9 protein-coding genes are annotated in these 13,754 nt (G+C 40.7%); 6 read left to right on the top strand and 3 right to left on the bottom strand.

The window, feature by feature from the left end; all coding sequences use genetic code 11:
* The first annotated feature begins 18 nt into the window (after positions 1–18).
* Together GM920_RS22870 and GM920_RS22875 are read left to right on the top strand one after the other, a co-directional pair.
* The gene (locus tag GM920_RS22870) at positions 19–507 is read left to right on the top strand and encodes a cytidine deaminase (protein ID WP_182961719.1); all 489 of its coding nucleotides are present in this window, start codon (positions 19–21) and stop codon (positions 505–507) included.
* A 111-nt stretch (positions 508–618) separates the two neighbouring features.
* Complete coding sequence (locus GM920_RS22875; protein ID WP_235964619.1) at positions 619–3,717, top strand: DNA gyrase/topoisomerase IV subunit A; 3,099 nt, start codon at positions 619–621, stop codon at positions 3,715–3,717.
* 99 nt (positions 3,718–3,816) lie between these two features.
* On the opposite strand, the gene GM920_RS22880 is transcribed toward GM920_RS22875, so the two are convergent.
* On the bottom strand, positions 3,817–6,144 hold the full coding sequence (locus GM920_RS22880; protein WP_182961720.1) for a M1 family metallopeptidase: 2,328 nt from the start codon (positions 6,142–6,144) through the stop codon (positions 3,817–3,819).
* A 29-nt stretch (positions 6,145–6,173) separates the two neighbouring features.
* Positions 6,174–6,758, bottom strand: coding sequence for a HupE/UreJ family protein (locus GM920_RS22885; protein WP_182961721.1), 585 nt, complete (start codon positions 6,756–6,758; stop codon positions 6,174–6,176).
* Positions 6,759–6,829: 71 nt separating this feature from the next.
* On the opposite strand from GM920_RS22885, the gene GM920_RS22890 reads away from it, so the two are divergent.
* The gene (locus tag GM920_RS22890) at positions 6,830–7,306 is read left to right on the top strand and encodes a DUF6702 family protein (RefSeq protein ID WP_182961722.1); all 477 of its coding nucleotides are present in this window, start codon (positions 6,830–6,832) and stop codon (positions 7,304–7,306) included.
* 477 nt (positions 7,307–7,783) lie between these two features.
* Here GM920_RS22890 and GM920_RS22895 read toward each other — a convergent pair whose 3' ends face one another.
* Positions 7,784–8,836, bottom strand: a complete 1,053-nt coding sequence (locus GM920_RS22895) for a hypothetical protein (protein WP_202986170.1) — start codon at positions 8,834–8,836, stop codon at positions 7,784–7,786.
* A 195-nt stretch (positions 8,837–9,031) separates the two neighbouring features.
* Here GM920_RS22895 and GM920_RS22900 point away from each other — a divergent pair, with 195 nt between their 5' ends.
* The 3 genes from GM920_RS22900 to GM920_RS22910 all read left to right on the top strand — a co-directional run bounded on the left by GM920_RS22900 (position 9,032) and on the right by GM920_RS22910 (position 13,701).
* Entirely contained in the window at positions 9,032–11,308 is a 2,277-nt protein-coding gene (locus tag GM920_RS22900; RefSeq protein ID WP_182961723.1) for a TonB-dependent receptor, read from the top strand.
* 22 nt (positions 11,309–11,330) lie between these two features.
* Positions 11,331–12,752 carry an HmuY family protein gene (locus GM920_RS22905; RefSeq protein ID WP_182961724.1) on the top strand — a complete coding sequence of 474 codons (1,422 nt, stop codon included), beginning with the start codon at positions 11,331–11,333 and terminating at the stop codon, positions 12,750–12,752.
* Positions 12,753–12,840: 88 nt separating this feature from the next.
* Entirely contained in the window at positions 12,841–13,701 is an 861-nt protein-coding gene (locus tag GM920_RS22910; protein WP_235964620.1) for a heme/hemin ABC transporter substrate-binding protein, read from the top strand.
* Positions 13,702–13,754: the final 53 nt, after the last annotated feature.

Raw genomic sequence — 13,754 nt, forward strand, 5'->3', positions numbered from 1 at the left:
AATTTGTATGTTTAGCGGATGGAAGAAAGAAATTTCACAATCAGTTACCAGTCATTTAAGGGACTGGAAGAGTTAAACGAGAAGGATAGCGCCTTGTGCTTAAAGGCAGTGGAAGCGTTGAAAACCTCTTATTCTCCATATTCCGGATTCAAAGTAGGGGCGGCATTACAGTTAAAAGGTGGAAGAGTAGTCCTGGGAAGCAATCAGGAAAATGTAGCCTATCCATCCGGATTATGTGCAGAAAGGGTGGCTTTATTTTCGATCGGTTCAGAAGATCCGAATGCCGTGATTGAAAGTATGGCAATTACCGCAAAAACTGATAACTTTGTCATCGAAAAACCGGTGACTTGCTGTGGCGGTTGTTTACAGGTCATGGCGGAGTTTGAACAAAGACAAAAACAAGAAATTGTAGTCCTGTTCTATTGCATCAACGGGGAAGTTTTAAAAGTTAAAGGGATAAAAAATCTGATACCTTTTCTATTTGAGGAATCAAGACTGGTTGTATAAGTCTTTTTGCGCTCTTTAAAAGCAGGTGGTTCTTAACGGGGTACTGTTGGGAATTCCTTGCTTAAAATTTCCTTTTCAACCCTTATATTTACAGAATCCAATCCATTTTTGATGAGCGACGAAATAGAAAAAAACGTAAACGAAGAAAGCAAACATACCGTAATTCCTATCAATGGACTTTATGAAAACTGGTTCCTCGATTATGCTTCCTATGTTATCCTGGATCGAGCCGTACCACACATTAACGACGGCTTGAAACCTGTTCAGCGACGTATTTTACACTCGCTGAAAGAGATGGACGACGGGCGTTTCAATAAAGCAGCAAACGTGATTGGAAACACCATGAAGTATCACCCACATGGGGATGCCTCAATTGGTGATGCCATGGTACAAATCGGACAAAAAGATCTGCTGATCGATTGTCAGGGTAACTGGGGAGACCCAATTACCGGGGATAGTGCCGCCGCGCCACGTTATATTGAAGCGCGTTTATCTAAATTTGCCAATGAGGTGGTTTTCAATGGCGATACTACGGTATGGCAGTTGAGTTATGATGGACGTAACAATGAACCCGTTACTTTACCTGTAAAGTTCCCTTTATTGCTGGCACAAGGTGCAGAAGGTATCGCTGTTGGTTTGGCTACGAAAGTTATGCCCCACAACTTTATCGAATTGCTGGAGGCCTCTATTGAAGTACTTAAAGGAGAACGCCCAAATATATTACCAGATTTCTTTACCGGTGGTATGGCAGATTTTTCTGCTTATAACGAGGGTATGCGTGGTGGTAAAATCAGGGTAAGGGCTAAAATCACAGAAAAGGATAAGAAAACTTTAGTCATCACCGAGATTCCTTTCAGTACCACTACTGGTTCTGTCATTGATAGTATCCTTTCTGCAAATGATAAAGGAAAGATCAAAATCAAGAAGATTGAAGACAATACTGCCGCTCATGTGGAGATTGTGGTTCAACTGGCACCTGGAATATCTCCGGATGTGACCATTGATGCATTATATGCTTTCACTTCCTGCGAAGTTTCCATCTCTCCAAATACCTGTATCATTAAAGGAGATAAGCCTCACTTTTTAAGTGTGAACGATATTCTAATTGAGAATACCAACAACACCAAGGCTTTACTGAAACTGGAATTAGAAATTAAATTGAACGAACTTCAGGAGAAGATTTTCTTTAGCTCATTGCTAAAAATCTTCATTCAGGAGGGAATGTATAAAAATGCCGAATACGAGAATTCAGGCAACTTTGACGCTGTAGTAGAGGTATTGAATAGATTATTCGAACCTTTCATGCCACAGCTGTACAGAGAAATCTTACCGGAAGATTTCAAAAAGCTGATCGATAAACCGATGAGTAGCATTACGCGCTTCGATGTGAAGAAAGCGGATGATCAAATGAAAACGCTTGCGGATGAGATTAAGGTGGTGAAAAATCATTTACGTCACCTGACAGACTTTGCCATTGCCTGGTTCCAGAGATTATTGGATAAGTATGGTAAAGGAAGAGAAAGAAAAACAGAAATCCGTCTTTTTGATAGGGTAGAAGCTTCTAAAGTGGCTTTGGCCAACGTGAAGTTGTACCTGAACAGGGAAGAAGGTTTCATTGGTACCGGTTTACGTAAGGATGAGTTTATAGCCGATTGTTCGGATATAGATGAAGTGATCGTATTTAGGGAAGATGGAAAATGTATCATCACTAAGGTGGCTGATAAAACATTTGTGGGTAAGGGAATCTTACATGCACAGGTCTTTAAAAAAGGCGATGAACGGACGATCTACAACCTGATCTATAAAGATGGGGCGAGTGGAATCTCTTACGTGAAACGTTTCGCGGTAGTCGGCATTACCCGTGATAAAGAATACGACCTGACTAAAGGAAGTAAAGGCTCTAAAGTCCTTTATTTTACCGCCAACCCGAATGGGGAAGCGGAAATCGTAACGGTGATGTTGAAACCACATACGAAATTAAAGAAACTTCAATTTGATCTTGATTTCGCAGAAATCGCGATCAAAGGCCGTGGTTCACAAGGAAATATTGTTTCTAAATATCCAATCAAGAAGATCTTACTGAAAAGTAAAGGTGTTTCTACCTTAGCCGGTTTGAAAATCTGGTATGATGAACTGTTGAGAAGATTAAACGTGGATGGCAGAGGTAAATATCTTGGTGAATTTGATGGAGATGATAAGATCCTACAAGTACATAAAGATGGCTGGTATGAGCTGAGTACTTTTGACCTGACCAACCACTTTGATGCGGATCTGATCTTGATCCAGAAGTATGATCCAGAAAAGCCTTTTGCCGTAGTTCAATATGAAGGTAAAGCGAAAAATCACTTTGTGAAGCGTTTTGTCTTTGAACCAATTGGGGTAGGAAAGAAACTAAGTCTGATTTCTGAAGAAAGTGGGTCTAAGTTCCTTTACTTAACCAGTCACCCTGAAGCGATGTTAAAGGTAGATGTGTTGAAAGGTAAAACACAGACACCGGAGACACTGGAAATCTTGCTTGCTGAATTTATTGATGTGAAAGGAATCCGTGCAAACGGTAACCGTTTAACACAGCATGATGTTCAGCATATCGAAATCTTCAACCATGAGGAGGACGAGTTAGAAGAGGTAGGTAAAATGGAGCTGAGCTCAGAAGAAGACGACGTGTCTGGAGATGATGAAAGTAACGACGATGATTCGACAGCTGGAAACGACGATGATGATCCAACACCACCTGGTCCGGAAGCTCCCGTACAAACTCCTGTACAAGCTCAGGAAGTAGCAGAAGTACCTGAAGAGGTAACTGAAGCAGCTGAAATTACGCCAGATGTTCCAGTAAAAGAAGCAAAAGCGAAAGTTAAGCCGGCAATATTGGAAGAACCAGCTTCAGAAGAGCCAGTTGTGGAAAAGCTGTTGGTAAAAGAGGATATTAAGGCTGATGATGTGGATAACTCTGTGGATAATCCTGTGGAGAAGGAAGAAAAGCCTAAAGTTAAAAAACCTTTTAATACCACTAAGAAAGAGCCGGTTAAGCCTGTTTCTTCGGGTGTGGAGAAACCAAAGCCAGCAGCGGTATCCTCAACAACGGATGGAACAGCAGCTACTGAGGAAAACACCACAGGAACTCCAGTAGAAAAAGATAAGCCTAAAAAGGCCTGGAATACTAAGATTCCCCTGGAGATTACCAATCCAGATCAACTGGATTTATTCTAAATCCTGCCGATATAAAAAGAGGTATATCAATACCTATAAAATATAATGGCCCTATAAAGAAATACTTTATAGGGCCATTTTTTATGTTTAAGAAGCGCTTTATTTTTGACGGGCTTGCTGCATTGGATTACTCCCAGTAGAGCTCCCTCTTGGCACTTGCTGCTGCTTGAACAGCTCAAACCTTGAAGCTTGCGCTTTCCTTGGCCAGGAGTTGTTACTTTCGTCTATATCTGCCGTTTCACGGTAAGGATCTAATTGAACTGCGATCACTTCCTTATCTTTTGCAAATACCTTAGTCACCTGGTTTTCATTCTTTCTCCATACATAGGCAGGAATGCGGTCGATTTCTTTAGTGCCATCTTTAAAAGTCCATTCAATAATGATTGGCATCACTAGTCCACCTTCATTAGAGAACTCCAATTCATAAAAGTTCTTTTTGCTTTCATAAAGTTTTTTCTCCTCGTCAGATAATGAGCCGTAGTATTTTTGGAATTGCTCATCAGCGGTTTTAGACACCTCAAAACGGTCAAATTTATTGTAGAAATCCAAAAGGCTCGTATCCTGCTCCACCGCAAATTTTACCCCTTCTTTTCTGTTACGGGCTCTGCTGATGTTGTCATTGCTTTTATCAAAGGACTTTTGATTCTCCTTATTTTCTACCTGCTGTTTTTTACTGTCCATGCGGTAATAACGAACGTCATTTAGCGCAATATCTACAGGATCTGTTCCAAAAAACCAACCTCTCCAGAACCAATCCAGATCTACCGCTGAAGCATCTTCCATGGTACGGAACAAATCAGCTGGTGTAGGGTGTTTAAAGGCCCATCTTTTCGCATATTCTTTAAAGGCATAGTCGAACAGCTCTCTGCCCATGACGGTTTCTCTCAGGATATTTAAAGCGGTTGCTGGTTTCGCATAAGCATTCGGGCCAAAGTTGATGATGTTTTCAGAGTTGGTCATGATGGGCTCCAATTGATCTTTAGGCATCTTCATATAGTCGACAATCTTATGTGCCGGGCCACGTTGAGAAGGGTAGTTGATATCCCACTCTTGTTCAGCCATATATTGACAGAAGGTATTTAAACCTTCGTCCATCCAAGACCATTGGCGCTCGTCAGAATTGACAATCATCGGGAAAAAGTTATGCCCAACTTCGTGGATAATTACACCGATCATCCCATATTTTGTAGATTCCGTGTAAGTACCATCTTTTTCCGCTCTTCCGTGGTTAAAACAGATCATTGGGTATTCCATTCCGTTCGCTGCTTCTACAGAAATGGCTACCGGATAAGGGTAAGGAATGGTGTGTTTAGAATATACTTTTAAGGTATGGTCAATAACTTTAGTTGAATATTTGCTGTAAAGCGGATAAGCTTCTGGTCCATAGTACGACATAGACATGATTTTTTTACCGTTGATATGGGTAGCCATCGCATCCCAAACCAATCTGCGGGAAGATACCCAGGCAAAATCTCTTACATTTTCTGCTACATAGGTCCAGGTTTTTGTACCCGTCGCTTTTTTAGCTAATGCAGACTTCGCTTCCTTCAGGTCTACAATTTCTACCGGTGATTTTGCCGTTTGAGCTGCATTCCATCTTTTCAGGCTATTGCCGCTAAGTACTTGTGCATAATTCTGACATTCACCAGTTGCACCAACTACGTGATCCGCAGGTACAGTCATGTTGACTTTATAGTTTCCAAACACCAGCGCGAACTCACCTCTGCCTTCAAATTGTTTGTTTTGCCAGCCTTGATAATCGGAGTATACCGCCATTCTTGGGAACCATTGGGTAATGGTAAACAAGTAGTTGTCATCTTCCGGGAAATATTCATAACCGCCTCTGCCATTTACAGTCATCCTGTTGGAAATGTTGTAAGTCCAGGAAATGCGAAGTTTGTACTTGCCTTTAGGTTGAAGTACTGTAGGTAAATCAATCCTCATCATCGTATTGTTGATGGTGTATGGAAGTGCTGTTCCTTTCTCGTCCGTTACCTTAATGATTTTTACACCCAGGTCATTTGGGCTGTTGATGATTCCAGCCAATTTCTGGTAATCCATTTGATCGGACATCTTACTCGTCTCTGTCAGCTTGTTGTCGCTGGTAGATTTATGTTCGTTTTCATCCAACTGTACCCATAGATAGCTCAATGGATCCGGGGAATTGTTAAAATAAGTAATGTTTTCTGATCCCTTCAGGCGAAGGTTTTTTTCATCCAGTTCTGCATTGATTTCATAATCTGCACGTTGTTGCCAGTATGCAGGTCCTGGGGCACCAGAAGCGGAACGGTAAGAATTTGGATCAGAGATGATGGTTCCCAGTTGTTCAAATTTATTACCGTGATTAGAGCCAGGATTGTTCAGGTATTGGGCAGAACCATGAAGGCCGATAAAGAGTAAAGCAAATAGCAGTAGATTTCTTTTCATTGTTAAGGTATTGGTGGTTGGTTTTTTATTTAAAAGGCAGCAGCATATCTTTCTGCAGCCATGATAAAGGAGATGCCAAATATAGCGGATGAAACAAAGAAATTCCAGTCCCAGCGTTTAATTTTTAATACGCCAATCAAGATGGCGGAAAGTAATAGAATGCCAATCACAATAATGATCTGGCCGAATTCCAATCCGAGATTGAATGCCAAAAGCTCAGGCACGATATTGCTGCTTTTTCCGAGTAAACTTCTCAGGTAATTGGAAAATCCCAATCCATGAATCAAGCCGAAGAATAAAGCAAGGATGTATTTTAAATTTGTTCCAGCGTTTTTCGGTCTTTTATTCAGAATATTGCCAGCTGCAGTGATCAGAATGGTAACGGGAATCAGGAATTCGATCAGGGGAGTGTGAATGTTGATCAGTTTAAAAACGCTTAAAGCGAGGGTAATGCTGTGACCTACAGTGAAAGCGGTGACTAAAATCAGCACCTTCTTCCAGTCGCTGAGGGCGTAAGTTACGCAGAGTACGATTACAAAAAGGATATGATCATATCCTTTCCAGTCTAAAATGTGTTGCCAGCCTAACTGGAAATAGAGCCAAAAATCTTGCATTGTTAATTGAATTCGTAATTTTGAATTAATTATACTAACATTTTTTTAATTTCGGGTCATTCCAGGCATCTATGTTACATTTTCTACTGATTTACCTACTTCCTATCTTTCATCCGTTTTATGTGAGTGTAACCGAGATTACACAAAATCCGAAGACGAAAACAGTACAAATTAGTGTACGTGTTTTCTTTGATGATTTTGAAAAATCACTGGATCATCAGTATAAAGAGAAGGTGAATATTCTGAAGCCTGTAGACCGTAAAAAGGTGGACTTGCTCATTGCAGATTATGTGAAAAAACATTTGCAGCTTAAAGTGAATCAAGCGCCCATCGTTTTCAAATATCTGGGCTACGAAATCGAAGAAGATGCCGCCTGGTGTTACTTTGAAACCGGCGTCTTACCGGTGATTAAAAATATAGAGATCAAAAATGATGTGCTATTTTCTGAGCACGATTCTCAATCCAATATGATTCATGTTACCGTAGATGGTAAGCGGAAAAGCACCAAACTCGACAACCCTAAAAGTTCCGTTAGCCTGACGTTTTAGTTTTCTGGAATCTATTTTCTAATCAAATCCTGGTGATAAGCTTCGCGTTGATATTTGAATTTTTTATTCAAACATGCGCTGGTTAACTAATGGTTAACCCGGGAATGGGCTGTTTATTGCGCAGTTTTTCTCCATTTATTCTTTTGGTATGGTTTTGCTTTTGTTTTGCTCAAACAAAGGCAAAGCAAAAGAAGAGCAAAACAAAAGCAAAACAATAGCAAAACAGATAACGTACAATTCTAGGATTTAGCACGGACTAATCTTCGTGTAATTATTGAATTTTGGCGTTAGACCAGAAGAATTTTTGAATGTTTTTTCTAAGTTTTTAGAAATTTATCAGAAAATGAACTAGAAATAAACATTTCTAATAATCAATGTTTTATTTCCTGTAGAGATATGGCTGTCCGTAGAATTGTGAGTATAAAAAAAGGAGGTCTGTAAAAGACCTCCTTTCGAAATATGAATTTAGCGATGCTATTATTGATATTGAATATACATCGGTACTGGTTTCAGTTTTAACAAATCTTCAGGAGTCATCAATCTGTTTGGTGCTTTCTTCAAATCATTTTTATAGAACAATTTGAATCCTGTAAATTGAACCGGCTCAGGGAAAATAAAGTGACGGTAAGTTCCAATTTTAAGGTCTGGTTCACCCCATCCATCCATGTGCATCACCACCTGAACTTCCGGACGAAGTTTAATGTTTTTATAGTTCGTTACCATTTTACGAGTGAAACGGTGTACTACAAATACTTTTGGAGGAAGGTTGTTTGCTCTAACCAATTTAGCCAGGAAATCTGAACAGTAGTTGATATCAGCAGCATCGTAAGTACCAATTTTCTTGCCTGGTTTGCTGCCGTCTTTCATGGAGAATTCCGGATCAATACCTAAATGTACATGTGGCAGTTTTAAGTATTTTTCTAGTCTTGGTAATTCTTTTTGGATGGTGCTTAAGCCTACTTGTATGTCTAAAAATACGATTGCATTTTGCATTTTAGCAATCTTCAATACCGAGTCAATTTGTTTATCACCCATGCGGTTGATGTACATTCCATCTGTTCCAGGAGTACCGCTCGCTACGGAAGCAATATAGTGCACACCCGGTTGAACAGGCGTACTTGGATCAGCTTTTTCCCAATGTTTTACTTCCTGATTTAAACGGCTCCACATTTCTTTAGGGGCGTATTCTCCTAAAGCACCCATTTTTTTAGAGTGAAGGTTTCCGTAATAAACCACGATACGTTTAAATGGCAATATGGCACCAGCAAGTGGATAAGGACCTTTTCTTCCAGCCCAGTTGCCCGTAGTATCACCATTGGCCATCTTTTTTACTAAAGCATCATATTTTGCAGTATCAACTGGTTCACGTACTGTTCCTACTTCCGCTTCCGGAGTAGCTACGGTATCGCCGGCAGCAGTAACAGTCTTCGCCTTGTCATTCGTTTTCTTTGCGTCAGAAGTGCAGCTGATGAATACACCTAGCGATGCCATTCCTATCAAAACCGTTCCTGCTAATTGAGGTATTTTCATATAAGGGTAATTGTTTTTTAAAGATAAATATTGTTACAAGTATAACACTCTTTAAAGTAATAAAAAAGCAGTTTGATAAACCAAGGCGCTATTGTTTTGCACATAGTTAGAATTATTCTAAATAATATTTGGAATAATTCTAAATAAGTCCTTATACTTGCAGTATTATTTGAAATCATTCTAAATAATCAAACAATGAAACGATTGCTGCTGCTACCTATTTTACTTCTTATTTCCGGAATCACGGCTAATGCACAGGAAAAGGGTGGGTTTATCGTTGGCGCTGTCAATACAGCAGATGGCAAACCAGCAGCAAATGTGTTGATCTTTATAAAAGGAAAAAATAGCATTGGTTACAGTACAGCAAAAGGAAGATTTAAAATCTTTTCACCTGAAGGCAGACAAACGGTAGTTTTTCAAACGGCAACTAAAAAACAAATAGAAACTCCGGTAACCGTCACTGCAAATCAAAACCTGGAAATTCCGGCTACCCGATTGGCAGAAAATGCTTACGAATTAAATGAGGTGGTGATCACCGGACAATATGAACCGCAATCCTTACGGAATTCAGTATACAATGTAAGAACGATTAGCAGTGAAATGATTCGTCTTCGTGGCGCTACTGAGCTGAAAAATATATTAAACACAGAACTAGGGATCCGTTTTTCTACAGATCGACCTACCGGGATTACGAATCCTGAATTGATGGGGGTATCCGGTGCAGGAATTAAAATTTTGCTGGATGGTGTCCCTATGATGGACCGTGGGGTAGAAAGAGAAAGCCTCGGACAAATTGATGTAAATACGATAGAACGTATAGAAATTGTGGAAGGGCCAATGTCTGTAATTTATGGAACAGATGCCATGGCCGGGGTAATCAATATCATTACAAAAAGAGGCGGACAAGATCAGTTTTCTGTAACCGCAAGGGTTCAGGAAGAAACTGCAGGGAAAGAATACGATGCTTTTAGTGGCAAGGGAACGCATAATGAATTTCTAGGATTCAACTGGCAGAAAGACGGATGGCATGTTGCAGCTTCCGGCAGCCGTAATAATTTCGGCGGATGGCAAGGGAATAAAACCGGTCGGGAGCAAGAATGGTTGCCTAAAGATCAATTGCTGACTTCCGCTGCTGCGGGCTATAAAAACGGAAAGTTGGACCTATGGTATCGTTTCAATGGGGCTGATGAAAGTTTAAGACTTTTGGGTCCGATCAGTAATTCACCTAAAGTATCAGATAAAGAATACATTTCTAAGCGCTGGTTTCATCAATTGCAAGGCTCATTATTCGTAAATAATAATCTGAGCATTGATGCCGCTGCTGCTTACACGGATTATAGTCGGCGGACATTGTCTACAGATTTAGAGCTGGCTACCGGCAAAGAAACCTTATCCACAGAACTTGGCGCACAAGACCTGGATGAATTGAACACCTTATTCTTTAGAAGTACCGTTCAATATAAAGTATCACCAGAATTCACCTTACAACCCGGGATTGAATTTAACAGGAATGCAGGAAAAGGTGGCCGGATTTCTGGATCACCAGTGATCAATGATTATTCCTTTTTCCTATCCTCACAATGGCAAATAAATGAAGCGATCCAATTGAAACCGGGTTTCAGGCTGACTAAAAACTCCGGATACTCCGCGCCGCCAATTATTCCTTCCTTACATACAAAGATCAAGTTGAACGAAGATTTTGACCTTCGATTGTCTTATGCCAGAGGTTTTAGAGCACCTACGCTGAGAGAACTTTATTTCTACATGAAAGATAGTAATCATGACCTGAGGGGAAATGTTGACTTGAAAGCAGAATATTCAAACAGTTACCATGGCTCAGTTTCCTGGGCGGTCAAATCGACACCGGATTTGCGCATCAGTAGTGTTGTAAGTGCTTTCTTCAACGATTATAAGAACAAAATCGATTTGGGATTGCTAGAAGGATCAACAAATGTAAATACCTACCTCAACATCGCTAAGAACAAAACCACAGGTGGAGAGTGGAACAACACCTTGTACTGGAAAGGTCTTCAAGCTAGTCTGGGATTCGCTTACATCGGACAATACAATAGGTATGCTGAAGATAAAGAGAATTTAGGTAACACACCGAAATTTGTATGGAGCCCGGAGTTGAATTCTAATATCTCTTATTTGGTGCCAAAAATCAATACCAATGTGAGCCTGTTCTATAAGTTCAGTGGGGAGCGATCTGCTTATGTATTGAGTAGCACCGCAGAAGGTACAGTAGCCAGATTGAGCAAAGTAGGCGCTTACCATATGGCAGACCTGACCTTAAATAAAACCATTAACAAATACCTGAGTGTCAACGGAGGTGTAAGAAACCTGCTGGATGTGACGAGAGTGCGCATCACTGGTGGCGAAACCGGAGCACATACCAACGATGGCAATAGCTCATTGGGCTATGGTCGTTCTTATTTCCTGGGTTTAACCATGAACTGGGCTAAAAAGTAATCCACTATAAAATCAAAATATTATGAAAAAAGTTCTCCATTTCCTTTTTGTGATCACCATGATAGCGACGGCAACGTCCTGTAAAAAGTCAGATCCGCCAATGCCAGACAATACCATCAATTTTGAAGCGGCCAAGCAGGGTCTTGAAGCAGTAGCATCAGAAGCGGTATTGAAAATAAACTTAGCAAGAGCCACAGATGTTGCGGTAGCGGTAACGGTTAACCTTCAGGGAACCGGATTAACTTACGGCACAGAATATACTACTGAACCTGCTGCAACCGCAAATGCCCTAACATTGAGTATCCCTGCTGGTGGAACAAGTGTTTCCTTTAAAGTGAAAAAAGTAGCCAATGCGGTGATCAATGGTACAGAAAGTATCGCTTTTAACATCAGCACTGCCGGAAGTCCAATTGTCATGGGAAGCACTGTAAAAGCAGAATTGAGCTTCTCTTCAATTACCTCTGAAGGCTCGCAATTGACGCTAAAAGGAATCTTTGGAACGGAAGCCGGAAGTAGTGCATTAAATACGGTTTACGTAGATTTAAGTAGTAACGCTTTGGTGAATGTAAAAAGAGATACCTGGGTACTTGGTTTTTCTTCCGGAGCTGATTTCAGAGTAAGGTTGAACAATACCAACGGTACTTCAGCGATCAAACTTGCGGGTAAAACTGATTTGAATAGCGTAACGGCATCGGATGTGGTATTGGATGATCTGGCTGTCGCTTTAGGTGTGTCAGAATCTCCAACAGTTCATCCTTTTGTGAATATTGATAACGTTTATGGTGATGTGACTAAAGATGTGATCGCCAGTGTTTCTGCTACAGATGCAGACAACAAAGTATTTATTGTGAATCCTTCAGGAGGTAGCCATACTTCAGAATTGTCCTTAGACAACCTATTGAAAATTCGTGTGCTGAGAAAAGGTTCAGGTTATACCTTACAGTATGCTAAATTAAAAGAAACAACTTTTAAAACGATCGACCTGGTTAAAGATGCCGCAAACAATTATGTGTTTGTCAGCTTTACCGATGGCGCGAAAGTAGTGAATGTAGAGCCAGCGAAAGCGAAATGGGATCTGGCCTGGACCTGGTCAATCTATTATGGTGCTGCAGGTGGAACCACTTATCCTTATGGATTCTCTGATATCGTTTTTGTGAATGATTTGGGTGGTGTTCAAGCAGCACAAGTGGCAACAACCACGGTTTCTTTTGCGAATTATAAAGAAAGTAATATCGCTGCAACAAGTTTCAAAACTGATCGCAATGTAATTGGTTCAGACTGGCGCTCTACCAGTCCGGCAACAGGTGTTAAATCGGATCGTTTCTATGTAATTAAAGACGGTTTAGGAAATGTATATAAACTGAGATTCATCTCAATGGGAGCTGGTGATGGCGGTAAACGCGGTGAGCCGGTGATTGAGTATGTACTCGTTAAGAAGGGCTAAAATTTGGTTAGTTTAGGTTGTAGGAAGCTTCCGGCGGATACCGGAAGCTCATCCTTTTTTTCCTTCTTCAAATTTTAAAAACAAAGACATGAAATATAAATTAATCATTTTGTTTTGCGGGGTGATGGCACTAGCGGCCTGTAATGCCGGTGCAGACAAAAATAAACAGGATCAACAGCTGGACAGCGTCAAAATTGTTTCCCTTAACGGAACGATTTCTGAGATTGTTGCCGGTCTTGGCCTGGAGAAAAACATTGTAGGGACAGATATTACCAGCAATTACCCGGAAAGCCTGAAAAGCAAGCCTAAAGTAGGACACAACCGGAGAATTAATGCAGAAGGAGTGTTATCCCTACAACCAAATATCGTAGTCGGCATGGCCAAAGAAATGAGTCCACAGCTTGCTACGCAGTTTAAAGCAGCAGGGATTCGCCTGATTCTTTTTGATCAGGAGTTTACTGCCGAAGGAACGAAAAAGCTGATTCATGCAGTGGCAGATAGCCTGCATCATACCGCTAAAGCAGATTCTTTAGCATCAGCTTTTGAAACGCAATTGGCGGAAGCACAAAAGCACATCAACAATCCAAAGAAACCCAAAGTGTTGTTTATTTATGCGCGTGGAACCGGAACGATGATGGTTGGTGGAACAGGTACACCGGTAGAAAAGGTGATTGAAATGGCAGGTGGTGTGAATGCCATCACTGAATTTGAAGAATACAAGCCCTTAACTTCTGAGGCATTGGTAAAAGCGAATCCCGATGTGTTGTTGCTATTTGACGACGGACTGGAAAGTTTAGGTGGTATCCCAGGATTATTGAAAGTGCAAGGTGTGGCGCAAACCAATGCTGGGAAAAATAAAAGCGTGGTGACTATGCCCGGAGAAATGCTGACCAGTTTTGGTCCGCGATTAGGTCAGGCCGTTACATTATTAGCAGAAAAGATAAAGTGATCAAAAAAACAGGATATATCCTTTTAAGTTTAGCCATCGTTTTGATTTTAACA

It is taken from the genome of Pedobacter gandavensis, assembly GCF_014172405.1.
Lineage (GTDB): Bacteria > Bacteroidota > Bacteroidia > Sphingobacteriales > Sphingobacteriaceae > Pedobacter > Pedobacter gandavensis.